This is a genomic window from Pseudomonas sp. JL23, assembly GCF_056933585.1.
Genome location: NZ_CM167795.1, coordinates 5,581,919 through 5,608,746 on the forward strand (window position 1 = coordinate 5,581,919; position 26,828 = coordinate 5,608,746).

A 26,828-nucleotide genomic window follows, 5' to 3' on the forward strand; every position below is an offset into this window, starting at 1 on the left:
AAAAGTGGGCAAAACTGCCTGAAACCGGGGCTGATACGGGGGCTTGTTTTTGTAACAAGAGTTAGCGTAGAGTTTCCTGACTGTGTTTGCAAAGGTCGCTTGGATCGTGACCTGGGCAGTAGCTCTAAGCTTTGCTACATCCCGTTCTACGTGTCTTACTTCCTGCAACCAGCCCAGTACTCTTTCGTGTGAAAGAGACTGTCATCAATTCTAAGCTCCAAGGAAATAAGAAAATGTCTACACGTCAGAGCGGTACCGTCAAGTGGTTTAACGACGAGAAGGGTTTTGGTTTTATCACTCCAGAAAGCGGTCCGGATCTGTTCGTGCACTTCCGCGCTATTCAGGGCAACGGTTTCAAGAGCCTGAAAGAAGGCCAAAAAGTGACCTTCATCGCTGTGCAGGGCCAGAAAGGCATGCAAGCTGATGAGGTTCAAGCTGAAGCGTAAGCCTCAGTGATGAAAAAGCCCTTGATGCTGACATCAGGGGCTTTTTTTTGCGTGCAATTTCGTAGAATCCGGTTTTTCGTGACCGAGACATAGCTCATGTCGAAACACCTGCTGCGCCCTCAAGGCAGCTATCCTGCCGCAAGCCTGGGCCGACGCCTGGCCGCTATCTTCTATGACGCCTTTCTGTGCCTGGCACTGCTGATGGTCACCGCGCTGGTCTACAAACTGGTGCTGATGGGTTTTGTCGGCGAAGCGAAGCTCAAGGCGATGTCAGAGTCCGGCTCGCTGGACGGCGATCCACTGTTGTCCACCATCCTGTTTTTTGTGCTGTTCGCCTTCTTCGCCAAGTTCTGGACCCACTCGGGGCAGACTCTGGGTATGCAGGTCTGGGGGATTCGAGTGCAGAACGCCGATGGCACCGGGATCAGCCTGACCCAGGCCCTGCTGCGCTTCATGATCGCCATCGCCTCGTGGCTATGCCTGGGGCTGGGTTTTATCTGGGCGTTGTTCGACAAGCAGAACCGCAGCTGGCATGACCGGTATTCCAACAGCCAGTTGGTGCGGGTGCCGAAACAGAAGAAATAAGCGCCCACAAAAAACCGGCTCGACGCCGGTTTCTTGTGTGGTGACATGTGTAGGAGTGGCTTTAGCCGCGAGAGCGCCCTCCCGGCTAAAGCCGGTCCTACATTAGCCCGCCCTACGCAATAACCAGATCCCCGCCAAAGCGCAGACCCCGGCAGGCACCAGCACCGCGAACAGCGGCGAGAAGCCGAATACCAGGCTCGACGGCCCCAGCAGGTCCTGGAAGATGCGGAAGGTGAAGCCCACCAGCACACCGGTAAATACTCGCTGGCCAAGGGTCACCGAGCGCAGCGGGCCGAAGATGAACGAGATCGCCATCAACACCAGCGCCACCGTGACCAGTGGCTGCAGCACCTTGGTCCAGAACGCCAGCCAATATTTACCATTGGCCAGCCCCTGATCAGCGAGATAGTGGGAATAGCCCCACAAGCCGCTGATCGACAGGGACTCCGGCGGCAATACCACGGTGCTCAACAGCTGCGGGCTGAGGGCGATCTCCCAGTGCTCGGAAGGCACGTTGATGACTTCGGTCTTGTCCTTGCGGAAATAGGTCGTCGTAACGTCGGTCAGCTCCCAGGCGTTGTGCTTGTAATTGGCCTGCTTGGCAAAGCTCGAGGTCAGCATGTGCCGCTCGCCGTCGAAGCTGTAGCGGGTCACGCCATACAACAGGCCGTTGGGTTGCACGGTGTTGATATGGATGAACTCCTGCCCCTGGCGATGCCACAGGCCATGCCTGGAACTCTGTGCATCACCGGTGCCCTGGGCCAAGGAGCGGTTGGACTGGGCAATGTTCTCGGTAACCGGCGCAACGTACTCACCGATCAACAGCCCCGCGACCATCAGCACCAGCATGGGCTTCATCACCGCCCAGACGATACGGCCGATGGAAACCCCGGCCGCGCGCATGATGGTCAGTTCACTGCTGCTCGCCAGGCTGCCCAGACCGATCAGGCAGCCGATCAAAGCCGCCATCGGCAACATGTCGTACATGCGTCGCGGAGCGGTCAGGGTGACGAAACTGAGGACATCCATGAGGGTATAGGTGTCGCTGACGTCAGCCATCTCATCGATAAAGGCAAACAGCGAAGCAAGGCCAAGAATCACGCCCAGCACACCGATAATGGCGACGAAGACGCTCTTGCCGATATAGCGATCAATCTTAACCACGGGTCACCTCCGCTGCGGCGCGGCGGCTGGCCATCTTCAGGCGCAGAGGTTCCCAGTACAGCAGCATCAGTCCGATCGCCAGGAATATCCCATGCACCCACCACAGGCCCAGGCTCATCGGCAGCTTGCCGCGCTCAAGCGCGCCACGGGCAGCGATAAGGATCGTCAGGTAAGCCATATAAAGAAGAATCGCCGGCAGCAGCTTGAGGAAACGTCCCTGACGCGGGTTGACCCGGGCCAGCGGCACGGCCATGAGAGTCACGATAAAGACCAGGATCGGCAGGGAAATCCGCCATTGCAGCTCGGCCTTGTAGCGCGGCGTCGGGTTGCCGATCAGCTCGCTGGTGGCGATGGCGTCACGGTCGGTGATTTCATCGCTGATATCGGGCTTGGGCAGCAGCGCGCCGTAAGTGTCGTACTTGATCGCCCGATAATCGGCTTCACCGGGGTTGCCGTCATAGCGGTAGCCGTTTTCCAGGATCAGGAAGCGGCTGCCGTCAGGCTTGATTTCCTGGTGGCCCTTTTCCGCGACCAGCACCGTGATGCCGTGGTCCTTGGATTTCTCGCCGGCAATGCGTTTTTCCGTGATGAACACACCGCCCAGCTTGATCCGGTCATCGGAGAGCTCTTCGGTGTAGGTCACGCGGCTGCCGTCGCGCAGGGTCTGGAAGCGGCCCGGCACCAGGGTGTCGAACTCGGTCAGGGCGTCCTGCTTGTTGATCAACATGGCGAACTGCGTCGCCCCCAGTGGCGCCAGGCTGAAGCTCAACCAGGCCACCAGCAGGCCCACCACCAGGGCCGGGGCCATGGTGATGCGCAGCAGGCGTTGCTGGCTCATGCCGGTGGCGGCGAGCACAGTCATTTCACTTTCCAGATACAGGCGCCCGTAGGACAGCAGGATCCCGAGGAACAGTCCCAGAGGCAGGATCAACTGCATAAAGCCTGGCAGGCGATAGCCCATGATCAGGAACAGAGCGCTGGGGTCCAGTTGCCCCGAGGCGGCCTGGGCCAGATATTTGATGAAGCGCCCGCTCATGATGATGACCAACAGCACGGCGCTGACCGCACCCATGGTAACCAGCACTTCCCGGGACAGATAACGAAAAACAATCAAACCGGACACTCCAGAGTTGTCAGGCTCAGGCAGCCGAACAAGGGAAAAATGATCGAACGGAACACGAATGGTATGAGCAAGACAGGCATGAACCGTGAAAAAATATGCGGCATTATCCAGTGAATGAGGGTGTCTGTCACTGCGCACGCCGGATACTTCGTACAAGGTCGTCCTACATCCCCGCCTGCCAAGTGGGCTACGGGCTTGTCAGCGGTCGTGCCGCAGGGTCAAACTGCGGGCCAGCCGCTGGTACGCATGTGATAGACGTACCGCGCACCTTATTTATTCGGCGATAGCACATCGCCCTTTCGGGGACCCCGACATGGAATTGGTTGTTAAAAGCGTCAGCCCAGAAACCTTGAAGACCGCCACCCTGGTCATTGCAGTAGGTGAAGGCCGCACCCTTGGTGACGTGGCGAAAAGCGTCGACACCCTCAGCGGCGGCGCCATCAGCGCCGTGCTCAAGCGCGGCGACCTGCAAGGCAAGGTCGGCCAGAGCCTGCTGCTGCACAGCCTGCCCAACCTCAAGGCCGAGCGCGTGCTGCTGGTTGGCAGCGGTAAAGATGAGGCATTGTCTGACCGCCAGTTCAAGAAAATCGTCAGTGGCGTGCTATCGACTCTTAAAGGCCTGGGCGGCACTGACGCAGCCCTGGCGCTGGATCATCTGACCGTCAAGAATCGCGAAGCCTACGGCAAGGCCCGCCTGCTGGTGGAAACCCTGGCCGATGGCGAATACGTCTTCGACCAGTTCAAGAGCCAGAAAGCCGAACCGCGCGCGCTGAAGAAAATTACCCTGCTGACTGCCAAGGCCAGCGCTGCTGACGTCGAACGCGCCGCGACCCACGCCCAGGCCATCGCGACCGGCATGGCCTTCACCCGTACCCTGGGCAACATGCCGCCGAACATCTGCCACCCGACTTACCTCGGTGAGCAAGCCAAGGCCCTGGGCAAAGCCCACAAGAACCTGAAAGTCGAAGTGCACGACGAGAAGAAACTCGCCGAGCTGGGCATGGGTTCGTTCCTCGCCGTGGCCCAGGGCAGCGCTCAGCCGCCGCGCCTGATCGTGATGAACTACCAGGGCGGCAAGAAAAGCGAGAAGCCGTTCGTGCTGGTCGGTAAAGGCATCACCTTCGATACCGGCGGCATCAGCATCAAGCCAGCCGCTGCAATGGACGAAATGAAATTCGACATGTGCGGCGCCGCCAGCGTATTCGGCACCCTGCGTGCCGTGCTGGAACTGCAACTGCCGATCAACCTGGTGTGCATCATCGCCGCAGCCGAGAACATGCCGAGCGGCACCGCAACTCGCCCGGGCGACATCGTCACTACCATGAGCGGCCAGACCGTGGAAATCCTCAACACCGACGCCGAAGGCCGTCTGGTGCTGTGCGATGCCCTGACCTACGCCGAACGCTTCAAGCCACAGGCGGTAATCGACATCGCGACCCTGACCGGCGCCTGCGTCGTCGCGCTGGGCGGCCACACATCCGGGCTGCTGGGCAACAACGACACCCTGATCAACCAGTTGCTCGATGCGGGCAAGCTGGCTGACGACCGTGCCTGGCAACTGCCGCTGTTCGACGAATACCAGGAGCAACTGGACAGCCCGTTCGCCGACATCGCCAACATCGGCGGGCCGAAAGGCGGCACCATCACCGCTGCGTGCTTCCTGTCGCGCTTCGCCAAGTCCTTCGACTGGGCGCATCTGGACATCGCCGGCACCGCATGGCTGAGCGGTGGCAAGGACAAGGGCGCCACTGGCCGTCCGGTTCCGTTGCTGACTCAGTACCTGCTGGACCGCGTCGGCGCCTAGGCTCTCCACGAAAAGTGGCTGCGCTCGACCTTTCGTGCAGCCCTTAAAGCCTCGCAAACCTGCCGGTCTATCTATATAGCCCGGCAGACTTTCTGGACATGCCATGACCCAAGTCGATTTCTACATCCTGCCCAGCGCCGATCCCGTCGCGCGCCTGGATTTTGCCTGCAAGCTGACCGACAAAGCCTGGCGCCTGGGGCACAAGGTCTATCTGCACTGCAGCGATGCCGCGCAGCGCGAAGAACTGGATGCCCGCCTGTGGCGCTTCAAGGGCGAAGCCTTCGTGCCCCATGGCAGCGCCGAGGACGATCATGACGCAGCGGTAGTACTGGGCCTGGGCGACGATGCCGGCGTACATCAGGACCTGCTGGTCAATCTCGACCTGCGCATCCCGGCGTTCTTCAAGAACTTTGCCCGTGTAGCCGAGATCGTCGTCGAAGACCCGGCAATTCGTCTGGCCGCGCGAGAGAGTTTCCGCTTCTACCGCGAACAGGGCTATCCTCTGCAGGATCACCGTCTACAGCGTCTTTGAGTAACCGATGGACACTTCAAAACCTCAGAAAGAAGCCGCACACCTGCTGGACGATCTCGAATCGATCCGCCAACTGCTCGGCGATGAATCCCAGCCAGCCCCCGCCTCTTCGGGCGAAACCCAGATTCCCCTGTTGTTCGATGTGGTCGGCGCCCAGCCCAACCTGACGCCCGAACTGGACTTCGACAGCGACGACAGCCGCATCCCCACCCTGACCCCGACACCCGCGCCCGCTCCGGTACCAGCGCCGAAAAAACCGGCCGTCAGCAAGGCCGACGCCCTGCTGCATCTGGATCGCGAACTGCGCGACGCCGCGCAACTGATCATGCAAGACGTGATCGACGACTTCGCCCCGCATATCGAGACCGAGATCAAGCGGCGGCTGGATGTAAGGTTGGAGCGACTTTTGAGCCAGTATCAGGATTAGGCTGCGAGCTGCGAGCCTCGAGCTAGAAGCGGAGTGAAGCACGTCAGGATGTCTTGTAGGCTTTAAGCTCGTAGCTCGTAGCTCGCCACCCACCACTCGCAGCTTAAAACCGCCCACTGGTGGCCTCAGGCTCCCCCCCTCGCTATACTTGTCGGCTTTCCCGAATTAATGCCAATCAGGTTCCCGCCGCGCATGGACAAGACCTACCAGCCGCACGCCATCGAAACTTCCTGGTATCAGACCTGGGAGTCCGAGAATTACTTCGCTCCGCAGGGCGCGGGTGACTCGTACACCATCATGATCCCGCCGCCGAACGTGACCGGCAGCCTGCACATGGGCCACGGTTTCAACAACGCGATCATGGACGCCCTGATCCGTTTCCGCCGCATGCAGGGTCGCAACACCCTGTGGCAGCCGGGCACCGACCACGCCGGTATCGCCACGCAAATGCTGGTAGAGCGCCAACTCGAAGCCCAGGGCCAGAACCGCCACGAACTGGGTCGCGAGAAATTTCTGGAAAAAATCTGGGAATGGAAAGACCAGTCCGGTGGCAACATCAGCCGCCAGATTCGCCGTCTGGGCTCGTCCGTAGACTGGAGCCGCGAGCGTTTCACCATGGATGACGGCCTGTCCGACGCGGTCAAGGAAGCCTTCGTGCGCCTGCATGAAGACGGCCTGATCTACCGCGGCAAGCGCCTGGTCAACTGGGACACCAAGCTGCACACGGCGATTTCCGATCTGGAAGTGGAAAACCACGACGAGAAAGGCTTCCTGTGGAACCTGCGCTACCCCCTGGCTGACGGCGCGAAAACCGCTGACGGCCTGGATTACCTGATCGTTGCCACCACCCGCCCGGAAACCATGCTCGGCGACGCCGCCGTCGCGGTAAACCCGGCGGATGAGCGCTACAAGGCACTGATCGGCAAGTTCGTCGAACTGCCCCTGGTCGGCCGTCGTATCCCGATCATCGCCGACGACTACTGCGATCCTGAATTCGGCACCGGCTGCGTGAAAATCACCCCGGCCCACGATTTCAACGACTATGAAGTCGGCAAGCGCCACAACCTGCCGCTGCTCAACATCTTCGACAAGAACGCCGCCGTACTGCCGGCCGCCCAGGTATTCAACCTCGACGGCACCCTAAACGAAAGCGTTGACGGCACTCTGCCTGCGCAATACGCCGGTCTGGATCGTTTCGAGGCACGCAAGCAGATCGTCGCCGCGTTCGACGCCGCCGGCCTGCTGGTCAGCGTTGACGACCACGGCCTGAAAGTACCGAAGGGCGACCGCTCCGGCACCATCATCGAGCCGTGGCTGACCGACCAGTGGTATGTCTCCACCAAGCCGTTGGCTGAACCAGCCATCGCCGCCGTGGAAGATGGCCGCATCGCCTTCGTGCCCAAGCAATACGAAAACATGTACTTCTCCTGGATGCGCGATATCCAGGACTGGTGCATCAGCCGCCAGCTGTGGTGGGGCCACCGTATTCCGGCCTGGTACGACGAGTCCGGCAAGGTGTATGTCGGCCGCGACGAAGCCGAAGTACGTGCCAAGCATAACCTTGGCCCGGACATCGCCCTGCAGCAGGACAACGACGTACTCGACACCTGGTTCAGCTCGGGCCTGTGGACCTTCTCCACCCTCGGCTGGCCGGAAAAGACCAAGGCGCTGGAAACCTTCCACTCCACCGACGTGCTGGTCACCGGCTTCGACATCATTTTCTTCTGGGTCGCCCGGATGATCATGCTCACCATGCATTTGGTGAAGAACGAAGACGGCACCGCGCAGGTACCGTTCAAGACGGTGTACGTGCATGGTCTGGTCCGCGATGGCCAGGGTCAGAAGATGTCCAAGTCCAAGGGCAACGTCCTTGACCCGCTGGACATCATCGACGGTATCGAACTCGAAGACCTTGTGGCCAAACGCACCACCGGTCTGATGCAGCCGAAACTGCTGAAAAAAATCGAAAAACAGACCCGCGACGAGTTCGCCGACGGTATCGCCAGCTACGGCACCGACGCCCTGCGCTTCACCTTCTGCTCACTGGCGTCCACCGGTCGCGACATCAAGTTCGACATGGGCCGTGTCGAAGGCTATCGCAACTTCTGCAACAAGATCTGGAACGCCGCCCGCTACGTGCTGGACAAGGGCGAGGACTGCGGCCAGAACGGCGAAGAAGTCGAACTGTCCCTGGCTGATCGCTGGATCATCTCGCAGCTGCAACGCACCGAAGCCGAAGTGACCCGCCAACTGGATCAGTTCCGTTTCGACCTGGCCGCCCAGGCCCTGTACGAGTTCATCTGGAACCAGTACTGCGACTGGTACCTGGAATTGTCCAAGCCTGTGCTGTGGGACGAAACCGCACCGATCGAACGTCAGCGTGGCACCCGCCGTACCCTGGTACGCGTGCTGGAAGTGGCCTTGCGCCTGGCGCACCCGTTCATGCCCTTCATCACCGAAGAAATCTGGCAGCGCCTGGCGCCGCTGGCGGGCGCGAGCGGCAAGACCATCATGCTGCAACCCTGGCCGGTGGCCAACGAAGCACGCATCGACGAAGCCGCCGAGAACGACATCGAATGGCTCAAGGGCCTGATGCTCGGCGTGCGTAACATTCGCGGGGAAATGAACATCGGCCCGGGCAAGCCGCTGCAACTGTTCCTCAAGAACGTCAGCGCCGAAGACCAGCGTCGCCTCAGCGAAAACGACTACCTGCTGAAAAAGCTGGCCAAGCTCGAGTCCATCACCGTCCTGGCCGAAGGCGCCGAAGCACCGCTGTCCGCGACCGCCCTGGTCGGCGAGATGGAAGTGCTGGTACCCATGGCCGGCCTGATCGACAAGGGCGCGGAACTGGCGCGCCTGGACAAGGAAATCCAGCGTCTGCAGGGCGAAGTGCAACGCGTGGGCGGCAAGCTGTCCAACGCCGCGTTCGTCGACAAGGCACCGCCTGAGGTGATCGCCAAGGAGCGCGCCAAACTGACCGAAGCCGAACAGGCTTTGGGCAAATTGGCCGAGCAACATGCGCGGATTGCCAGTTTGTAAGCCTGTACGGCGGTCGTTGCGCTGACAAGAGAGGCCCCTTCACGGGCCTCTTTTTTTTGCTTTGAAAATAACCAGCCCGTTAAACGATTAAAATTAAAATGATTAAAATCAATTAGTTATTGAATAAGATTAATAATCGTATAGTGGTATTTATGATCTTAATGAGCAAAAGGCCAGCATTTATTGACTTGAAATCCCACGCATCGGATAACTCTTGCAGACAGCAATCGGCGGAGTATTCGAAATGTTTGCAGCATTCAAAGGCAATTCCCGGTTACCCAGTTTCAAGCGTACGGTCCTGGGCTTGGCCCTGCTTTCGTGCATGAGCACGGCCATGGCTGAGCAAACCTTGCGCCTGGCTCATGCCTCGAGCAGCGACAGCCTGATCAATCAGGCGATGATCAAGTTTGCCGCGCAGGTCAGCGCCGAAACCAAGGGTGACCTGAAAATCCAGATTTACCCGGACGGCCAGTTGGGTGATGAAGCTCCGATTGTCGACTCGGTGGGTGCTGGTGCGATCGACATTGGCCTGGGGGGGTCGGTGGATGGCATCGATCCCAAGCTCAACGCTCTATCCTTGCCGTTCCTGTTCAAGGATGAAAAAAGCGTCCACGCCTACCTTGACAGCCCGGCGGGCAAGCAGTTTCTTACGATGGGCCACGACAACGGCTTTATGATGCTTACCGCGCTGGATTCGGGGTTTCGTCAATTTGCCAATAGCAAGCACCCCATCACTAATCCCGCCGATCTGGCTGGCCTGAAGATTCGCACCCCGCCCAACCCTGTGATCCTGACCACCATCAAGCAACTGGGCGCTTTGGGGCAGTCAATTCCATTCGGTGAGGTCTACACCTCGCTGCAAGCCGGGGTAGTGGATGGGGTGGAACCGGAGCTTCGGGATTTCTACGATCAGAAATGGTACGAAGTGGCGAAAAACGTCTCGGTGTCCAACTACATCTGGTCAGCCAACTTCTGGTTCATCAACAAGGACAAATACGACAGTCTTAGCGCCGCTGACCGTACCGCACTCAATCATGCGGTCGCCGACACGACAACCTGGTATCGCGCTCAACTGGATGACGTCTACGCCAAAATCCAGAAGGAAATGGAAGCCAAGGGGGTCAAGTTCAATCAGGTCGACACCACTGCATTCCGTAGCCTGAGCAAGCCTGTCTATGAGCATTTCGGGGCCGTCTGGGGTCCTGACTTCGTCGAGAAACTTCGCCACGATGCCCAGGGCGAGTGACTGATCATGTCCACCATCCTGCCCTCTGAGCAAACGCCACACTCCTGGCCCGAGCGCGTACTGTCGGTGATCGGCGTCGCGATGTTCATCGTAACGTTCATCTCGACGTTGGCGGGTGTCTTCGCCCGCTATTTCGGCCTTCACGGCTTCGAATGGTCGTTCGAAATAGCCACGATGAGCTTTGTCTGGGTCACGTTTGTCGGTGCCGTGATTGCCGAGCTGCGCCACGAGAACGTCAGCTTCCAGGGCCTGGTGTCGCTGTTGCCAGGCAAGGTGCAGCGCGGGCTCGAAGGTCTCGGCTGTCTGACGCTATTGATCATCAGTATCTGGCTGCTGATCAGTGGCAGTGCCGCGATCAGCCGCGGCTGGGCATTACCCACGCCGGTGCTGCGCTGGCCATCCGGGCTGACCATGCTGGCCCTGATCAGTGCCTCAGCCATGCTGGCGATCATTGCTCTGGTGCGGTTATGGGTCATATTCAACCGCCGGGAGAAAGCCCTGTGACCGTTCTGATTCTTTTTCTGGCGTTCTTCTGCCTGCTGATGGCCGGCGTACCGGTGGTCTGGGCCATGGCCGGGGGCAGCATTGCCGCCCTGGCCCTGGGCGATCTGCACATGCCTTGGTCATGGCTGGCGCAACAGGCTGTGCGCGGCGCCGATTCATCCACCCTGGCCTCGATTCCGCTGTTTCTGCTGGCCGGAGAGTTAATGAATCGGGGCGGACTGACCGTGCGCATCATGCGCATCGCCGAACATTGCTTCGGGCGCATGCGCGGCGGGCTCGGGCCGGTCAACGTGGCCACGGCTTTCGTCTATGGCGGCTTGACCGGATCGGCGACAGCAGACACCGGCACCGTTGCCAAAGTCATGATTCCGGTCATGGAGGCCAGGGGTTATCCACGGGCATTCGCGGCGGCCGTCACGGCCGCATCGGGAACACTGGGCATTATCGTGCCACCCAGCGTGATCCTGATCCTCTATGGCGTGTTGACCAACACCTCCATTGGTGGCCTGTTCATGGCCGGAGTGTTGCCGGGCGTCATGCTTGCCGCCACGTTCATGATCACCGCCTACATCATTGGTGTGCGCCAGAACTTTCCGAAAAGTGACGAACGCTTCGATGCGCTCGCCCTGCTGCGCGATCTGTGGAGCGCGTCGCCCGCGTTATTGATGCCCATCATGGTATTGGGCTCCATCGTCAGCGGCTTTGCCACTGCTACTGAAGCCGCATCCCTGTCAGTGCTGTATGCGATCTTCGTCGGCACGGTGATCTATCGGCAACTGGCGTGGAAAGATCTGTTCCCGGCCATTACCGAGGCTGTGACCATCACCGGTTCGGTGATGATTATCATGGCTGTGGCTATGCCTTTCGGCTGGATTCTGACCTTCGAACTTGTACCGCACACCGTAGCTTCATGGATCGTCAACCTGCATACCGGGCCTATTGCGACAATTTTGCTGGTGGTGCTGGTACTCAAAGTTGTTGGCTTCTGGCTCGATCTGGGCCCGGCGATGATCATCCTCGCGCCCATTCTGGTGCCTATCGCCAAGACCGCCGGGTTCGATCCCTATCAGATAGGCCTGATCTTCACCATGACCCTGGGCTGGGGGCTGTTCACCCCACCTATCGGCACCAACATTTTTGTGGTGTGTAACGTTGGGCGTGTCGACATCGGCGCAGTATCGCGCCAGTTGATTCCGTTCTGGTTCGCCACCGCCATCGCCATCGCCCTGTTGATTGCCTTCCCAAGCCTGACCCAATGGCTGCCACGCATCACGGGCTACTGATTTCCTTTAAATTTTCAGGGTACATCCATGAAACATCTAATCGGTGGTATTTCCAGCGGCGGCCGCGCTTTGCCTGAAATCGACGGCCAGCCGTTCATAGTCCAGCGCTCACAGGGAGCCTGGCTGTGGGGTAACGACGGCGAGCAATATGTCGATACCGCCATGGGTTTTGGCGCAACGATGCTCGGCCATGCCGCCCCCAAGGTTCTAGCGCCAGTCATCCAGGCCCTGCAGCGTGGCCCCATGCCGTCATTCGCCCATGATCTTGAAACAGAGGCCGCCTGCTCTCTGGTCAGCCACACGGGCCCGCTGAGTCAGGTCATCTTCCTCAATACCGGCAGCGAAGCCGTGCACCTGGCCTGTCGGACTGCGCGGGCTGCCACCGGGCGCACACGCATCGTCCGGTTCGCCGCCAGCTATGACGGCTGGTTCGATGAAGTAGCGTTCGGTAATGCAGGTTCCAGCGAAGCGCAAATGCCCGCCTCGGCAGCACGTCCCGAACGCGATGGCATGCTCTTGCTGCGTTACAACGACTTCGCGGATATCGACCGCTTGTTCCACGAATACCCGGACATTGCCGCCGTGATCATCGAGCCGGTATTGGCCAATGCTGGCTGCATCGAGCCCATGACGGGCTATCTCAAGCATTTGAGCGATAAGGCACATGAGCAGGGTGCACTGGTCATACTGGACGAAGTACTCATGGGTTTTCGTCTGCACGCAGGCCTGACCGGGCACTTGCTGGGCGTCGATGCCGATCTGGCGACAGTCGGCAAAGCCATCGGCAGTGGCGTGCCGGTCGCAGCGTTGCTGGGCAAGCCCGAGATCATGCAGCTTTTTGAAGACAAGCGCATCGTTCGCGCCGGGACCTACAGTGGCAACCCGCCCGCTTGCGCGGCAGTGGTGGCAACCCTGGAGCAACTGCGCCAGCATGACTATTTGCCGCTGCTCAGGCGCGGCAACCAACTGCGCTCGGACATCATCCGCGCATTCGCCGATGAGGGACTGCCCCTGAGCAGCAGCGGATATGGCTCCGTGTTTACCCTGTGGCCGAACGACAAGGCGCCTGCAGACTATGCCCAGGCAGCTGCCATCGCCAATGCCCGGTGGAGTCTCGATCTGCATGTGGCGTTACGTGCGCAGAACGTCATGACCATGCCTTTCGCTTTTGGGCGCATCTACCTGACCTTCGCCCATGACGAAGCCGCGATGCAGGCTTTGCTCAACGGCTATAAGGCCGCTGCCGGTAAACTGGCTGCCACGGCGACCTGACTTCAGGCACCTATGGCGACAGCAGCGGCAGCGACCTGGAAATGTTCGCGCACGAAATGCGCCAGACGGCGGGTGCTCAAGCGAGCATTTTCCGGGACCATCAATGCCAGTTCCAGCGCGGGCAGAGCCGGCAGGTTCTGTTCTTCGCCCAGGATGCGCCATCCATTGGGGATGACTGACGCGGGTAATACCGTAACAGCGGACCCGCTGCGCACCGGATGCATTACCCCTGGCAGATGCGAGGAGGAGCTGACCACGCGCCACGGCACCAGGGCACTGTCCAGCGCCTGAAGAATCCTCGGGCGGGCGCGACACGAATCAGCGAACAGTGATAGCGGCAATACCGCACTGGCCTCGGGGAAATATCCCGACATTGCGCACCAGAGTTGCTCCTCGACACGCAGTAGCTCGCCGCTGCTGCTGTCTTCACTGCGCGTAATGATGGCCAAGTCGATACTGTCGTGGTGCAGCATCACTTCGAGCTTCGAAGAGAAATCGCAAATGATCTCAACCTGCAAATGCGGGTGCAGAACCGAGAACTGCTGGACCAACACACAACCGATGGATTCGAGATAATCGTCTGGCATACCGATGCGGATCCGCGAGGCTTCACCTTCACATTGCAATGCCAGCAACGCCTCGTCTTCCAGCATCTGGATTCGCCGGGCGTAACCAATCAACAACTCGCCATGTTCGGTCAGGGTAACGCCACGTCGATGCCGCTCGACCAGCTTGCGACCGATTCGCGCCTCAAGCCGGGCAAGCATCAGACTCACCGCTGCCTGGGTCTTACCGATTCGATCGCCAGCGGCCGTGAAGCCGTTGTTGTCGATGACCGCCACGAACGCAGCCAAAGCATCTGTATCTAGATGGCGCATAGCTCGATACCTCGTGAAAACCGCAGGGCGGCGGTTAACTTACCCAGGGTTTTACAAGCAAGGATTGTTCCGTATGTGCGGTTCATCGCGGACGGTGCTGCGCAGCGTTACACGCAAGACTGTGTGACAATGTTTGTCTTTCTCCCGACTAAATCTGTACATGACAACTCCACGCAAATCCGTTGCGCCCGTTAAAAAGGCTGCAAAACCTTCAACGGGCAAATCGGCGGCCGTCAAAGAGAAGGCCACCTTACATCCGCGCAACCGCCACCAGGGTCGCTACGACTTTCCCAAGCTGATCAAAAGCAGCCCCGAGCTGGCTAAATTCGTGATCATCAATCCCTATGGCAAGGAAAGCATCGATTTCGCCGACCCGGCCGCCGTGCGCGTGTTCAACCGCGCACTGCTCAAGGCGTTCTACGGCATCGCCCATTGGGATATCCCGGCGGATTACCTGTGCCCGCCCATTCCGGGCCGCGCAGACTATGTGCACTTTCTGGCGGATCTGTTGGCCGCGCACAACGACGGCGTGATCCCCAAGGGCGCAACGATCAGAGCCCTGGATATCGGCACCGGCGCCAACTGCATCTATCCGCTGCTGGGGCATAGCGACTACGGCTGGCAATTCGTCGGCTCGGAGATCGATACCACGGCCGTCGCTGCCGCCACGACCATCGTCAAGGCCAATGGCCTGGGTAAGGCGATCAGTGTGCGTCAGCAGGCCAATCGCAAGCATATCCTGCTCGGGTTGCTCGCCAGCGACGAACGCTTCGATATCAGCCTGTGCAACCCGCCCTTCCACGCATCCCCGGACGAAGCCCTGCGCGGCAGCCAGCGCAAGTGGCGGGCACTGGGCAAGGCCGACCCCAAGCGCAAACTGCCAGTGCTGAACTTTGGTGGGCAATCCCAGGAACTGTGGTGCGAAGGCGGCGAAATCGGCTTCGTGACGCAACTGATCAACGAAAGCGCCCAAGTGCCGCAGCAAGTGTTGTGGTTCAGCACCCTGGTGTCCAAGGCCTCCAACCTGCCCTTGATCCAGAGCGCCCTGAAGAAGGCTGGCGCGCTGCACAGCCAGGTGGTGGAGATGGGGCAAGGGCAGAAACAGAGCCGCTTTGTCGCCTGGACCTTTCAGGATCAGGTGCAGCAAGAGGCGTGGCGGCAAGAGCGCTGGAAATAAAAGCATCGCGCATTCGTGCGCTGGAGCGAGGCTTGCCCGCCAAGGCAATATTCAGGCACAAAATATGTACCCAATGAACACCCTCTTCGCGGGCAAGCCTCGCTCCAACGGTTCTGTACTGTGAATACAAAAAAGCCGTGCCCGGTAAACCGGAGCACGGCTTTTTTAACAAATCAGCCGAAGCTTACTTGTTGATCGAGTCGGTCAGCACTTTGGCTGGAACGAACTTGATGACTTTCTTGGCAGCGATTTCGATGGCAGCGCCAGTCGAAGGGTTGCGACCAGTGCGAGCTGGACGTTCGGTCACTTTCAGTTTGCCAATGCCTGGCAGAGTGATTTCAACGCCGTTTTCCAGTTGATCGGCAACGATCTGGCCCAATTGCTCAAGAGCGTTACGCGCGGTGGTTTTTGGCGCGTCGATAGCTTCTGCGATATCGGCGATCAATTGGTCTTTAGTCAGAGCCATGGTGGTGTTCCTTCCCTATCAAATTCATTTGGATTGCAGAGTGCAAGTCGGCCTGCGGCCAGGCAACAAACCTGGCCCCCCTAGAGCCACGATTAATCGCGAAATGTAGATACTCAAACCGGGGTTTGGTTCGGCCACAACGTGCAAAACTGCGTGCTTAGCGCGCTTCAGTGCGCAAGACGGCGCAAAACTAGCACAGCAGAGAGCAAATATCCCCACCTACCTACCCTTTTGGTCAGGTTTGCGGCGACAAAGTTGTAAAAAAGCAGAGTGAACGCTCAAAACCTGGCTCGGGCCGCGCAGATCGGCACGGGTGCGTTACACTTGGCGCCTTTGAATCGAGACGCCCCGCCGCCCAGCTGGCCGCGCACACCACCTTCAGCGAGAAGCCCCATGCCGATCCGTCACTGCATCGTCCACCTGATCGACAAAAAACCCGACGGTACGCCCGCAGTCCTCCATGCACGCGACTCCGAACTCGCCGAATCCCAGGCGATCGAGAACATGCTGGCCGACCTCAACGAAAGCTATAACGCCAAGCAGGGCAAAGCCTGGGGCTTTTTCCATGCCGAATCCGGAGCGCATCCGTTCAGCGGCTGGCTCAAGGAATACCTCGATGGCGGCAAGGACTTCACTACCTTCAGCCGCGTGGCGGTGGAACATCTGCAGAAGCTGATGGAAGAATCCAACCTGTCGGTGGGCGGCCATGTGCTGTTTGCCCACTACCAACAGGGCATGACCGACTACCTGGCCATCGCCCTCTTGCACCACAGCGAAGGTGTGGCGGTCAACGAAGTGCTCGATGTCACGCCCTCGCGCCATCTGGATTTGGGCCAACTGCACCTGGCCGCGCGCATCAACTGCTCGGAATGGCAGAACAACAAGCAATCCAGGCAGTACATTTCCTTTATTAAAGGCAAGAACGGGAAAAAGGTTTCGGAGTATTTCCGCGACTTCATCGGCTGCCAGGAAGGCGTCGACGGCCCAGGCGAAACCCGCACCCTGCTCAAGGCTTTCAGTGACTTCGTCGAAAGTGAAGACCTGCCCGAGGATGCCGCCCGAGAGAAAACCAAGGCCCTGGTCGACTACGCCAGCAGCCAGAGCAAAATGGGTGAGCCCATGGAGCTTGAGGAACTGTCGGGCCTGATCGACGAAGACCGCCCTCGCGCCTTTTACGATCACATCCGCAACAAGGACTACGGCCTGTCCCCGGAGATCCCGGCGGACAAACGCACCCTCAACCAGTTCCGCCGCTTCACCGGCCGTGCAGAGGGCCTGTCGATCAGCTTCGAAGCGCATCTGCTGGGCGACAAGATCGAATATGACGAAGAAGCGGGCACCCTGATCATCAAGGGCTTGCCGACGCAACTCACCGATCAGCTCAAGCGGCGGTAGCACAGCGGCTGTGGGACCGGCTTCAGCCGGGAAAGCGTCAGGGCAGCCAACATATATGTTGCGTCTGAAACGCTGCCTTCCCAGCCAAAGCTGGCCCTACATTGTTATTGACCCCGTGTTTGCTGTGCGACAGCACGGTGTAAAGACCCTGGAACAGGTATGGCTTGGTCTTCCGGGTGATAGGTATACCGCCACAATGAAGGGGCGTCGGCGTTCAATTGCAGTATGGGCACCCAGTAACCGTTCTTGTATAACTTCGTTTGGAAAGTCCGGGCGTCTTCCAGACCACCCCGAACTGTTGGCGATAGATCTAGAACATAGTAAAAGGCAGCAATGTAAGGCATGAGCATATTGCCATCATCCTTCATGGTGTCGAGCAGGAGTTCATTCCATGTATACATCGCTTCACTGTGTTGGTAACGCTGGTCATTAAATATGGATATTGCTGAATCCCAACCCTCTGGTGAATCAGCATTCCATGAACACTGATGGCGCATACTCAGGTCAGGTGTTGGGTCACTTTCCCAGAAAGCCATCCACGCCTGCGTCGTCCGGATACCCATAGCTTCGCATTGCCCCCAGGCATAAGCCTGGTTGCGATGGTGCGCTTCCGGTTGAGGGTACAAAACCGTGTTTTCATACCTGAGAGCACAACCCTTGTGCCGGAGATTCGTCCCCGTGCTGGCATCGAACGGATAGATACATATCAATCCGCGGTCCAGTGCCGGCAAACCACTTGCCGCGCCTTCAACCGGGTTCCGTAGAATAAATCCAGCAGGTTTAAACATCAGTCTCGCCAAGGGCATATCGCGGCGAATCCATGAGTAAGAACTGGACCCGCTGGCAATAACCGAAGGGCTATGAGTCCAAGGCAAAAACGGACCATCCTCAACACCGCGCGTCAATACACCACTGCAATAGTAATGACCTCTCGGCTCATTGGTGCCGAGTTCCCGACACTGATTATCCACCAGGTTATAGCGACGATTGATTGCAGCGACCGTATCCTCCGGTCGCTCCGGTAACTGTCGTAGTTGAGGCGGAGTTGTCGTTGGGATCGAAGGCGTGTTCTGCGATACTGTAGAACAACTTAGAAGCAGGCTCAAAAAAAATAGAAATGGAACTATCAATCGGGCTTTCATCAAGGCAACTCCAACAAAAAAACAGGACAACTCCGAGCATGTTCCGGCAATAAATCCCAGATACTTTCGAAGCGCTCCAAAGAAAAACCGTAACGCAGATAAATTTCGCAACACGAAGTCATCCAACGAACGATACAACACTTACGACTGATAAAATCTAAGCACAACCAATCAAGCTATTCCAGCCAGTAAACCGGGGTCACCAAGACCCATTAGCGATTACCCACAACTACTTATTTCTAAATTAAAATACCACGCACATCCGGGTGTCACTTGCCATTACCTCGACAGCGCGGTAAAACGACGCACCAGAACGAGTTCGCTCAATATTGATTCAGAAAGGAAACACCCAATGTTTTCAGGTGTTCTAAAAAAATTTGCCCTGATCCTGCTGTTCGTCGCGGTCTACCAGAACTGGGGCAAGATCGAGCATGTCTTCAACCCTGACCCGGTCACCGCCAGCGCTACGCAGAAGCAACAGCATGTGGTGCTGTATGCCACCGACTGGTGCGGCTACTGCAAGCAGACCCGGCGCTTTCTCGACAGCAAGGGCATTGCTTACAAGGAATTCGATATCGAGAAGTCCGTCGAGGGCCGCAAGGCCTACGAGGCGCTTGGCGGACGCGGGATTCCGCTGATCGACGTCAACGGTACGATCATTCGCGGCTTCAGCGAGCAGGACATTCTCGCCGCGCTGAACTGAGCCCGCGCATAAAACCGGTCGCAATAAAAAGTCTGTCGTTAACAACTAACGGCAGGCTTGACCTAGTAGTTATGACAGTAGACAGTCCCGCCCTCTCGTCACACAGTGATTCGTCCGCGAATAAAAATCCCAGGTACTGGACAGCGTATTTGCCTGCACAGAATCCATGGAGTGACGAAGATGAATCATCTCGCCTCAATGCCTCTGCTTATCTTGCTGACCACGCAATGCCTGGCACTCGAGTTCAAGATTGCGCCGCAAACAACCGCAGCCATGATCAATAAGAACTACAACGAACAACTGCAAAGCTGCAAGGATACAACCGGTGCACAACGCGGCCTTTATTACTGCAGCGGCGTCATAGTGCGCACCCTCAATACCGGCAGATACAACCCGTGGGATTACAGCCCGCTCGCCATAGAACTGGGCTCCACGTCCTATAGCTGGATCAGGCAGGACAGCCCGAGCAACAAGCTCTATCACCCTGCTGGCTTCATCATCCGCACGCCCGAAGATGCCGCCGCCAATCAATTACCGCCGCTGGACGTGGGCTGGCTGTGCATCTATACCTTCGACGCCGACACCACTCGGGCGCTACGAGACGAGAGTGGAAAATCCGGAAAACCCAGGGGCTGGAATGGCTGTGACTTCGAAGGCGACTTCCAGGAAGACAAGAGCAACCAGAAGCAGATGCAGCCCAACATCAATCAGGACAACGCTTACGGCTCCTGTGCCGAAGTCGGCGTGTCGTCGGCAGCCAATCCGGCCGACGCCTGGATCCGGCTCTATGGCGCCGGTGGCGTGGCCATGCAACGCAATCAGTGCTCATGGAATGTAGAGAGCAATTCCGACTGGCTAACCCTGATCGGCATTCACAAATTCAAAGGTGCTTGGGCAGCGACTGTGTGGACGGAAATGTTATTGAAGAACAGCTCGACAACCAACGACGGCAGCAAGTTGATGCCTTATATCGACGCGTTCGTCTACGACGTCAACAGAAGCAGCGAACTCAATGCCGATAATCTGCCCCCTCTGACCCTGGCCATGATCTTTCAATACAAGCTCAAGCAGGCGGGCTATCTGGTGCCTGTATTGCGCATGAATCTGGCGCCGGGTTTTACCGGCACCCGCTTTACTTATAACGGCCATGATCAAGGCACCTGCGACAAATATATCGAGAGTGCAACCTGGAGCCAGCGTAATGACGTCGATATCAAACAGAATATCTGGACGTTAGCCGTCACCCCTACACCTTGCGCCAGGACCATTAAAGATAATGAAATCAGTGTCGCCTTTTCCGAATTGGCCAACGCCCATAACCGCGATCCCGAATGGCTTGAAAGAAACGGCGGCGGTATGCGCCGCCAATTCAGCTGCCTGTTGGAGAACTATGGCGATAAGCCCGTGTGGAATCTGGAGCCCTTCCGGCCCAACGTAACCGAGGCGGTCGCAAAAGCCAGTGGCTGCAACCCGCTCCCCTGAACAGGCGCTCTGGCGCGCCAAGCAATAAAGGGCGCGCCAGGCTCGATCTCAGCGCTTCTCGATGCGAAAACCCAGGCGCGGGAAATGTACATGCACGACACCGGCACGCTCGTCCTCACGGCGCAGGATCAGTTCCTCACGCCCGCTGAACACCAATTCCCCCGACACCGGATCGACGCCGTAGTCGGTGGCGGCAATCACTACCTGATCACCGGGCTGGAAGCCGTTGGGGTCGACGAAGACTTCATCTGGCAGCGCCGCCGGGGTCGCGTTGGCAGCGATTTCCAGCGCCTGGGCAGAACTCAGCTCGCTCGGGGCGCCATGGCCGAACCCCTGCACCCGGGCCAACCAGGTGGCGACTTGCGGATACTCATCGACCAGAGGCGCCGTCACCGGAGTCTGCTTGAGAAACCACAGCGTATGGGCTACGGAGAAGTCGGCAATCGACGGTTCACCAAACAGGTAATCGCCGCTACGCGACAACTGCAGCTCAAGCCGCGCCATGAACGTCGGCCATTGATGCAGTGCCTGCTGCAACGGCACACGGGATGCGCTGCCGCCGTCGAACAGCGTCGCGCGGTCGGCAACAAACGCCTTGAACGCCTCGGGTGGAACCTTGGCAAAGCGCACGGCCAGGGAAGCCGGCTGGAAAACAAGGCTGACCGCATGTTTGAACATGACTGCGTCGGCCCATTCGGCAAACGCGGCCACGGTGAACTCCTGGCCTGCGGGGTAAAAGGTTGGCGAGGCTTTTTCCTGCTCCAGGCGACGGGCAATCAGCGCGGTGTCACAGTAGATATCGGCACCCACTTGCAACACCGGGGTCTTGCGATAGCCTCCGGTCAGGGCGATCAGATCCGGCTTGGGCAGGATCGGCGGGATGGTCACCGAGCGCCAGGACAGCCCCTTGAACCCCAGCATAAGGCGCGCCTTCTCGGCGAACAGCGAGGTGGGGTAATGATGGAGGATCAGCTCTGACATGGGGGTCCGTCCTGCGGTGGGAAAGCCCACAGCTTAGCGCCCCCGGTGCAGGCGGCCTACCCGCTCAGGCTGATGGCGCCATATCAACGGGCTGGATGGTCAGGCGATCGAAGCTCGCCACAAGATGCTCCTTGGCACTCTTTTTCAGGCGTTTGATCAGGCGTTCATGGCGCAGCGCCTCGCCCTTGCTCGGCCATGCCTCGACATAAACCAACGCCACTGCCGGGCTGGAGCTGAAGAAGCGTGCGCCCTTGCCGCTCTGATGGCTGGCAAAACGGCGCACAGGGTTATCACTGATCCCGCAGTACAGCGAGCCGTTGGCCGCGCGCACCAGATAGACGAACCACGGCTTGATGGCCAATGGTTCGGCAGTCGAAGTAACAGCAAGGGCAGCATCAGGCATGGCAACGGTCGATCAGCGTCAAAGGCGCGATTCTAACAGAGCCTCAACGCCCCGCCTGAAACGCCTTGAGACCTTTCTGCGCCTGGGCGCGCACGGCGTTCTTGACCAGTGGCGTCCAGCCCAGCAGCAGGCCTTTGGTGCCCAGTGCCTGACGCGACCAGCGCCACAGGTCGAAGTAGTCGTGGTGCTCGATGATCTTGCCGTGACGGAACACGAAACGCGCCTGGATATCGTTGACCACCGTACGGCCGGTCTGGCTGAACAGGTAGGTAGCGACCCAGTGCGCTGCGCCGCTGTGCTCGTCGGCGCGGACCTGATCGAAAGTCACCGAGAATTCCTTGGCCCGGGACGTGAGCATGCGCCACATATCCCCGACCTGGCGGCCATGCAGCTCACCGAATACCGGGTCGCTGAAAATCACATCCTCGGCATAACAGGCGGCCATACCCTCGGCATCGAGGCGGCTGAAGGCCTCATAGAAGCGAGTGATCAGGGCATTGTTAACCAGGCGTTTTTCTTCGTCGCTCATGCATGCAAGTCCATTGGAGCAAAAGGTAGCTGCACGATAAGCGCAAGCATCGAAAATGGCGAGAGGGTATCGCAAGATACTCAATAAATTTGCTCTAATTCCGAGCTCTTATAATTAACCGTCTCTACTTCCGCTAGCGATCAGCACTTGTCAACCAATCGCCAATCAATCTAAAAAATCCGAACAGATCTCCAATCGGTCAATTATCAGGGTCTAGGCTTAATTCAATGAACATAAGAACGGACGTCTGACCATGGCTACGGACAACACAAGCGAGCCCGCAAAACTTGCTGCGCAAATCGTTAACCAACATTTCGGCGCAGGATTGACACTCCCTAGCGCGAACGGCCTTCCTGATATGACCGGTTTCGATCCTGATGAACTCGGTATACCCACAAACTCATGGCTCAGTCCCAGCTTCATATTGGCCGATCGCGATCTTACTCCTGGCGAAAAGCTATATGCCTGGCTAATCCGCTGCTCGGATGGCTATCCCTTGGAAGAAATCACATTTAACGTGCCGAAAGGTAGCGAGGACAAAGCCAAATGGCCGCAGTTGTTCGCACAACACGTCAATAAAAGTGCCCGACACTTGAGAGCGGGAGGCTGGAATGCCGAAGGAGAATTCACCGCTCTTGAAGGTAGCAAAAACACCTCACAATTCAGCGAACTGGACTTGATCGAAAAATCAAAAATCAACCGGCTTTGGCACTACAATCGCGAGAACCGTACCTTCTCTACTGCGGCCTTCAATAGCAATTGGGTGCAGACGCTATTACTCGCTTCGATGACGCTGGAAGCAGGCGCCACACTCTGTGTACAAGTACGCGATATCACTTCGCAATACCTTTACGAAACCCATTTCTTCATCCCAAAAGCCGACAGTCTTGAGAATATGAAATGGACTAAAGATCTTTGCGCTCACATCAACTTGAACAGCAAAATGCTACGGGCGGGGACCTGGAACTCGAAAACCGCCAGCGTCAGCCCCACAGATAAAGACAATGCCTTGTGGATCCCGCAATGTTCCGAGTTGGCCGTAACTGTCCAGCCCATGACTTGGTGGACCGAACAGACCATCAAGGCCGAACGGGATCTGACTGCAGACGAGTCCATCTCCACCTATGTCTGGGATGAGTATTCCAACGCCGAACTAATTGAACCTCATACTTTCACACCGACGAATGCCGAAGACCGCAAGAAACAGAACTGGATCGGTGCATGGGCCAAATCGCTCAATGCTTCAAAACTTGCACCGTATGTAAAATTGGCCGCCAGTGCAAACAAGTCCACAGAACTTGCCAAAGACTCAGGCGAGGCGACTCTTTGGCAGGCTGGGACTGGACTGAGGGTATTTACGACAGAACCGTCAGATAAAAACTGGGCCACCTTCTCCGCGCCCCTGGATAAGATGTATAAGGACACATACAGTGCAATTGAAATACGGGTGATAAACGATTTCTCCCAGCGGATTTTTTATCAACATCTATCCAGGACCAACTCCAGCAAACCACTGACAGACGCAGCATCTTGGTGGCGCAGAACCGCTCAGACCGTACGCACTCGATTCAATCGAGACGGAAAGGCTTATATCCAGATCCCCGACGACAAAGTGCTATCCATACGTACACCAAGACGGTCCGGATTGAATATCAACATTGAACCATCGATACCCGTAGCTGCCGACGAAATGGAAGCATGGGGAATAATTGAAATTTTGAAAGCTTATCAAAAAGCTCAGGACGATGGTTTATCCGAGGGAGCCGCCAGATGGCTGGAGCAGAAAAAAAATATAAATAAAGTAATGGAAGACTTTCGTCAAAAAAAACTTGATATCTTCACAGGGTTATCATCCAATGATTTCTCATCAGATCGCCTCTCTGGATACCTGTCCTATTTAGATATAGCCCAAAAAATAGAGACTGCATTAGAACTCAAAACGCCAGGTAACCGAGGTCTTGACAATGGGTTTGCTGAGCCCTCTATTTTTGCGACTCCCCTTCCGGATTTCAGCGTGGAATCGCAGCCGGAAAAATTTTTCTTTTATGATAGCCACCCATCACAGCATCCGAGTGATTTTGGCTCGGATCATGACGGGACAATAAAAAACCAACAAATGGAGTCCTTCGCTGCGCAAAGATTACTAGAACAGCATTTCAACGGCGCAGATCAATTAGGGACGCTGAGTACCCACATAAAAAACCTGGAGCGGCTAACAGATCTTTTAAATAAAAACCCTCAGCAACATGTCAACAAGCAAGAACTATATCGTTTTATTCTGCGCAGCGACTCAGAAAGCGTAATCAATTATCTTGAAAGCGAGATGGCAGGTTACGGCATCCTCAGTTTGGTACAATGTATAAAGCTTGCCACGACCGCACAGCGCATCTACATTAAACACGGCCAACCCGCCAGGCAATATCCAGCTGCCAACGCTTACGAAATCCTTTATAGCTATGATCCTCCGATCACCTTTGTTGCTCGGTTGACTCCTCTCTTCCGTGCGAGCGGAGCCAGATTGATTCCTTCCCTCGCAGATTCGGACTTCGCGACGTATGAGCAATTCAACATATATATTCCCGATGGCATCGCTCCGCCCTCTGGCCCTTTAGCCTATGTGGGTTTTACACACGCGGGCAATATCTGGGAAAGAGCCAAAATCCTATCTTGTAGTACGTCATCACCTTATGAATTAGCGGTACCAGCCAGCCCTCTCTGCGAGGATTACGGTAATACCTACCGATCAGAGGTTTTTGATGTCAGCGGACAAAATACGACTGGAGTAGACCCGCGTACTGGACTATTTAATGCCCATTATTCCATCGCAACCTTTACGGATCTTGAGGGCAAAGGGCCCACTATTGATCTCACCATGCGCTATTCGCCTTTGCGCGCGAACGAGGCAGGATTGGGAGATGGTTGGGCGTTCAACTTCTCCTCCTTCGATAACCGTCAAAAATTATTGACTCTAAGCACCGGGCAGACCGTTCAGTTCACCGAAGAAGAGTTAAGCCAGCTCAAGGACGGCAGATCAATTGACAAAGTCATTGTCAACGTCACAGCAACAGTATCCAACAACGAGAAAACCCTATTTGAATCAATGACTATCAGCCTCCCTTCGGGTCGCAAAGAGATTTTAGGCGTCGGCGCCAATGCCTCAGCAGACTATACTAGCAAACACAACGCCGACGTGATATCCAAGCTTAAAAACCTTCAAGAACTGATCTCAACTCATATTACAGATAAAGAATATCTCTATAAGAATTGGCCCTACCTAATTCATTTGACCTATGCAAAGGCATACGACACCGAGAGCAAAGAGCGTGCTAAAACTTATCTCGAGGAGCGAGAAAATAAAGCCAAAGCCTATTGGGTCGGACATGCCGTAGAGCTTCAAAATCAGGTTGCTCTCGAATTGGCTTATTGGCAAACACCTGACCAGCATCTTATTCCGAAAAGCATCCTCTCCTCTACCGGCGGCGAGCTTAAATTTGACTGGGAACAAGAGCAGGGACAATACCTGCTCAAAAAAATATCCACCGTAAACGAAACACTGCTCACCGCCACCTATGAAGCTCGCCCGTCGTCCGAGACAACCGCTATTGAGTCAACCGTGAAGTTTATCTTGTGGCCGAACACTACAGAGTCTACCGACGTGGAGCTTAAACTGAGGAATTATCTGCTTGATCGCATTAACCGATCCAGCCAGGCAGACAGCACCGTGGCGGAATGGGTGCAGTATACTTATGGTCCTGACCCCACTTTAGACAGGGTATTAACTTCCATCACTGAGTCCGACGGTTCATTGGAGGCAGTTTTCTACGAAGCAGAAGGCATGCAGTTCCCCGCCGGGAGTGGCTGGAAACCGGCATTACCTTGCGTCAGCATTCACGTCATATCACCCGGCATAGACCAGCCTACCCTGCGAACTAACTGGCAGTATTCGGAACAAAACCATTTGGGCTATACCGCCACTATAAGTTTTAATCGATTCGAAGATACTGCTGTTCAGCAAGGCGCCAGCTATATCTACTCATGTACAGAAACCGAATATCAGGGCGTTGCGACCAAACGAAGCTGGAACGGATTCCATCTACAAATTGAGGAACAAAAAACATCTCCAAGCGGCACAGGCAAGACCACGCAGTGGACGTTTAGTGATGTCCAACGACCCGATCCACGTTTTGGCTCGCCAGTCGGAATCACGACGATTTATCAAGACATATGAACAGCAATCTTATGGAGAC

23 protein-coding genes are annotated in these 26,828 nt (G+C 57.1%); 15 read left to right on the top strand and 8 right to left on the bottom strand.

Annotated features, from left to right (window positions below):
- The first annotated feature begins 233 nt into the window (after positions 1-233).
- Positions 234-446 carry a cold-shock protein gene (locus AC1Z24_RS25725; protein WP_024689098.1) on the top strand — a complete coding sequence of 71 codons (213 nt, stop codon included), beginning with the start codon at positions 234-236 and terminating at the stop codon, positions 444-446.
- Positions 447-542: 96 nt separating this feature from the next.
- Positions 543-1,031 (top strand): RDD family protein, encoded by a 489-nt coding sequence (locus AC1Z24_RS25730; protein ID WP_483743232.1) that lies wholly within the window; start codon positions 543-545, stop codon positions 1,029-1,031.
- Between the two features lie 102 nt (positions 1,032-1,133).
- Here AC1Z24_RS25730 and lptG read toward each other — a convergent pair whose 3' ends face one another.
- Together lptG and lptF are read right to left on the bottom strand one after the other, a co-directional pair.
- Positions 1,134-2,195 carry an LPS export ABC transporter permease LptG gene (gene lptG / locus AC1Z24_RS25735; RefSeq protein ID WP_259105982.1) on the bottom strand — a complete coding sequence of 354 codons (1,062 nt, stop codon included), beginning with the start codon at positions 2,193-2,195 and terminating at the stop codon, positions 1,134-1,136.
- On the bottom strand, positions 2,188-3,309 hold the full coding sequence (gene lptF, locus AC1Z24_RS25740; RefSeq protein ID WP_483743233.1) for an LPS export ABC transporter permease LptF: 1,122 nt from the start codon (positions 3,307-3,309) through the stop codon (positions 2,188-2,190). The genes lptG and lptF overlap by 8 nt, the downstream gene beginning before the upstream one ends.
- Positions 3,310-3,631: 322 nt before the next feature.
- On the opposite strand from lptF, the gene AC1Z24_RS25745 reads away from it, so the two are divergent.
- From AC1Z24_RS25745 to AC1Z24_RS25780, 8 genes are all read left to right on the top strand, one after another.
- Positions 3,632-5,122 carry a leucyl aminopeptidase gene (locus AC1Z24_RS25745; protein WP_483743234.1) on the top strand — a complete coding sequence of 497 codons (1,491 nt, stop codon included), beginning with the start codon at positions 3,632-3,634 and terminating at the stop codon, positions 5,120-5,122.
- A 103-nt stretch (positions 5,123-5,225) separates the two neighbouring features.
- Positions 5,226-5,654, top strand: coding sequence for a DNA polymerase III subunit chi (locus AC1Z24_RS25750; RefSeq protein WP_483743235.1), 429 nt, complete (start codon positions 5,226-5,228; stop codon positions 5,652-5,654).
- A 7-nt stretch (positions 5,655-5,661) separates the two neighbouring features.
- On the top strand, positions 5,662-6,081 hold the full coding sequence (locus tag AC1Z24_RS25755) for a DNA polymerase III subunit chi (protein WP_483743236.1): 420 nt from the start codon (positions 5,662-5,664) through the stop codon (positions 6,079-6,081).
- Between the two features lie 192 nt (positions 6,082-6,273).
- Positions 6,274-9,120: a valine--tRNA ligase gene (locus AC1Z24_RS25760; protein WP_483743237.1), complete on the top strand. Its 2,847-nt coding sequence runs from the start codon at positions 6,274-6,276 to the stop codon at positions 9,118-9,120.
- Positions 9,121-9,364: 244 nt separating this feature from the next.
- Positions 9,365-10,366 (top strand): TRAP transporter substrate-binding protein, encoded by a 1,002-nt coding sequence (locus AC1Z24_RS25765; protein ID WP_483743238.1) that lies wholly within the window; start codon positions 9,365-9,367, stop codon positions 10,364-10,366.
- 6 nt (positions 10,367-10,372) lie between these two features.
- Complete coding sequence (locus AC1Z24_RS25770; protein WP_483743239.1) at positions 10,373-10,870, top strand: TRAP transporter small permease; 498 nt, start codon at positions 10,373-10,375, stop codon at positions 10,868-10,870.
- A complete protein-coding gene (locus AC1Z24_RS25775; RefSeq protein WP_483743240.1) occupies positions 10,867-12,153 on the top strand; it encodes a TRAP transporter large permease in 1,287 nt (428 codons plus the stop codon). Before AC1Z24_RS25770 ends, AC1Z24_RS25775 begins: the two co-directional genes overlap by 4 nt.
- Positions 12,154-12,180: 27 nt before the next feature.
- Positions 12,181-13,425, top strand: coding sequence for an aspartate aminotransferase family protein (locus AC1Z24_RS25780; protein ID WP_483743241.1), 1,245 nt, complete (start codon positions 12,181-12,183; stop codon positions 13,423-13,425).
- A 2-nt stretch (positions 13,426-13,427) separates the two neighbouring features.
- Here AC1Z24_RS25780 and AC1Z24_RS25785 read toward each other — a convergent pair whose 3' ends face one another.
- Positions 13,428-14,303, bottom strand: a complete 876-nt coding sequence (locus tag AC1Z24_RS25785) for a LysR family transcriptional regulator (RefSeq protein WP_483743242.1) — start codon at positions 14,301-14,303, stop codon at positions 13,428-13,430.
- 160 nt (positions 14,304-14,463) lie between these two features.
- Here AC1Z24_RS25785 and rlmF point away from each other — a divergent pair, with 160 nt between their 5' ends.
- Positions 14,464-15,480: a 23S rRNA (adenine(1618)-N(6))-methyltransferase RlmF gene (gene rlmF / locus AC1Z24_RS25790; protein WP_483743243.1), complete on the top strand. Its 1,017-nt coding sequence runs from the start codon at positions 14,464-14,466 to the stop codon at positions 15,478-15,480.
- A gap of 184 nt (positions 15,481-15,664) precedes the next feature.
- On the opposite strand, the gene AC1Z24_RS25795 is transcribed toward rlmF, so the two are convergent.
- Positions 15,665-15,946, bottom strand: coding sequence for an HU family DNA-binding protein (locus AC1Z24_RS25795; protein ID WP_259105994.1), 282 nt, complete (start codon positions 15,944-15,946; stop codon positions 15,665-15,667).
- A gap of 393 nt (positions 15,947-16,339) precedes the next feature.
- Between AC1Z24_RS25795 and yejK the strand changes: the two genes are divergently transcribed.
- Complete coding sequence (gene yejK, locus AC1Z24_RS25800) at positions 16,340-17,341, top strand: nucleoid-associated protein YejK (protein WP_483743244.1); 1,002 nt, start codon at positions 16,340-16,342, stop codon at positions 17,339-17,341.
- 104 nt (positions 17,342-17,445) lie between these two features.
- Here the strand turns inward: yejK and AC1Z24_RS25805 are convergent, their stop codons facing one another.
- Positions 17,446-18,483, bottom strand: a complete 1,038-nt coding sequence (locus tag AC1Z24_RS25805) for a hypothetical protein (RefSeq protein WP_483743245.1) — start codon at positions 18,481-18,483, stop codon at positions 17,446-17,448.
- A gap of 352 nt (positions 18,484-18,835) precedes the next feature.
- On the opposite strand from AC1Z24_RS25805, the gene AC1Z24_RS25810 reads away from it, so the two are divergent.
- Positions 18,836-19,186 carry a glutaredoxin family protein gene (locus AC1Z24_RS25810; protein ID WP_259105998.1) on the top strand — a complete coding sequence of 117 codons (351 nt, stop codon included), beginning with the start codon at positions 18,836-18,838 and terminating at the stop codon, positions 19,184-19,186.
- Between the two features lie 180 nt (positions 19,187-19,366).
- Positions 19,367-20,668: a DUF2599 domain-containing protein gene (locus AC1Z24_RS25815; protein WP_483743246.1), complete on the top strand. Its 1,302-nt coding sequence runs from the start codon at positions 19,367-19,369 to the stop codon at positions 20,666-20,668.
- A gap of 48 nt (positions 20,669-20,716) precedes the next feature.
- On the opposite strand, the gene AC1Z24_RS25820 is transcribed toward AC1Z24_RS25815, so the two are convergent.
- The 3 genes from AC1Z24_RS25820 to AC1Z24_RS25830 all read right to left on the bottom strand — a co-directional run bounded on the left by AC1Z24_RS25820 (position 20,717) and on the right by AC1Z24_RS25830 (position 22,581).
- A complete protein-coding gene (locus AC1Z24_RS25820; RefSeq protein ID WP_483743247.1) occupies positions 20,717-21,649 on the bottom strand; it encodes a glutathione S-transferase family protein in 933 nt (310 codons plus the stop codon).
- A 64-nt stretch (positions 21,650-21,713) separates the two neighbouring features.
- The gene (locus AC1Z24_RS25825) at positions 21,714-22,052 is read right to left on the bottom strand and encodes a GIY-YIG nuclease family protein (RefSeq protein ID WP_483743248.1); all 339 of its coding nucleotides are present in this window, start codon (positions 22,050-22,052) and stop codon (positions 21,714-21,716) included.
- 43 nt (positions 22,053-22,095) lie between these two features.
- Positions 22,096-22,581 carry a nuclear transport factor 2 family protein gene (locus AC1Z24_RS25830; RefSeq protein WP_483743249.1) on the bottom strand — a complete coding sequence of 162 codons (486 nt, stop codon included), beginning with the start codon at positions 22,579-22,581 and terminating at the stop codon, positions 22,096-22,098.
- A gap of 253 nt (positions 22,582-22,834) precedes the next feature.
- Between AC1Z24_RS25830 and AC1Z24_RS25835 the strand changes: the two genes are divergently transcribed.
- A complete protein-coding gene (locus AC1Z24_RS25835) occupies positions 22,835-26,809 on the top strand; it encodes a hypothetical protein (RefSeq protein WP_483743250.1) in 3,975 nt (1,324 codons plus the stop codon).
- The last annotated feature ends 19 nt before the right edge of the window (positions 26,810-26,828 follow it).

Coding starts and splice junctions, on each gene's coding strand:
- AC1Z24_RS25745 (WP_483743234.1), top strand. CDS start 3,632: ATGGAATTGGTTGTTAAAAGCGTCAGCCCAGAAACCTTGAAGACCGCC.
- AC1Z24_RS25725 (WP_024689098.1), top strand. CDS start 234: ATGTCTACACGTCAGAGCGGTACCGTCAAGTGGTTTAACGACGAGAAG.
- AC1Z24_RS25780 (WP_483743241.1), top strand. CDS start 12,181: ATGAAACATCTAATCGGTGGTATTTCCAGCGGCGGCCGCGCTTTGCCT.
- AC1Z24_RS25750 (WP_483743235.1), top strand. CDS start 5,226: ATGACCCAAGTCGATTTCTACATCCTGCCCAGCGCCGATCCCGTCGCG.
- AC1Z24_RS25825 (WP_483743248.1), bottom strand. CDS start 22,052: ATGCCTGATGCTGCCCTTGCTGTTACTTCGACTGCCGAACCATTGGCC.
- AC1Z24_RS25795 (WP_259105994.1), bottom strand. CDS start 15,946: ATGGCTCTGACTAAAGACCAATTGATCGCCGATATCGCAGAAGCTATC.
- AC1Z24_RS25820 (WP_483743247.1), bottom strand. CDS start 21,649: ATGTCAGAGCTGATCCTCCATCATTACCCCACCTCGCTGTTCGCCGAG.
- AC1Z24_RS25730 (WP_483743232.1), top strand. CDS start 543: ATGTCGAAACACCTGCTGCGCCCTCAAGGCAGCTATCCTGCCGCAAGC.
- AC1Z24_RS25830 (WP_483743249.1), bottom strand. CDS start 22,581: ATGAGCGACGAAGAAAAACGCCTGGTTAACAATGCCCTGATCACTCGC.
- AC1Z24_RS25765 (WP_483743238.1), top strand. CDS start 9,365: ATGTTTGCAGCATTCAAAGGCAATTCCCGGTTACCCAGTTTCAAGCGT.
- AC1Z24_RS25770 (WP_483743239.1), top strand. CDS start 10,373: ATGTCCACCATCCTGCCCTCTGAGCAAACGCCACACTCCTGGCCCGAG.
- AC1Z24_RS25755 (WP_483743236.1), top strand. CDS start 5,662: ATGGACACTTCAAAACCTCAGAAAGAAGCCGCACACCTGCTGGACGAT.
- AC1Z24_RS25805 (WP_483743245.1), bottom strand. CDS start 18,483: ATGAAAGCCCGATTGATAGTTCCATTTCTATTTTTTTTGAGCCTGCTT.
- AC1Z24_RS25810 (WP_259105998.1), top strand. CDS start 18,836: ATGTTTTCAGGTGTTCTAAAAAAATTTGCCCTGATCCTGCTGTTCGTC.
- AC1Z24_RS25760 (WP_483743237.1), top strand. CDS start 6,274: ATGGACAAGACCTACCAGCCGCACGCCATCGAAACTTCCTGGTATCAG.
- AC1Z24_RS25785 (WP_483743242.1), bottom strand. CDS start 14,303: ATGCGCCATCTAGATACAGATGCTTTGGCTGCGTTCGTGGCGGTCATC.
- yejK (WP_483743244.1), top strand. CDS start 16,340: ATGCCGATCCGTCACTGCATCGTCCACCTGATCGACAAAAAACCCGAC.
- AC1Z24_RS25815 (WP_483743246.1), top strand. CDS start 19,367: ATGAATCATCTCGCCTCAATGCCTCTGCTTATCTTGCTGACCACGCAA.
- rlmF (WP_483743243.1), top strand. CDS start 14,464: ATGACAACTCCACGCAAATCCGTTGCGCCCGTTAAAAAGGCTGCAAAA.
- AC1Z24_RS25835 (WP_483743250.1), top strand. CDS start 22,835: ATGGCTACGGACAACACAAGCGAGCCCGCAAAACTTGCTGCGCAAATC.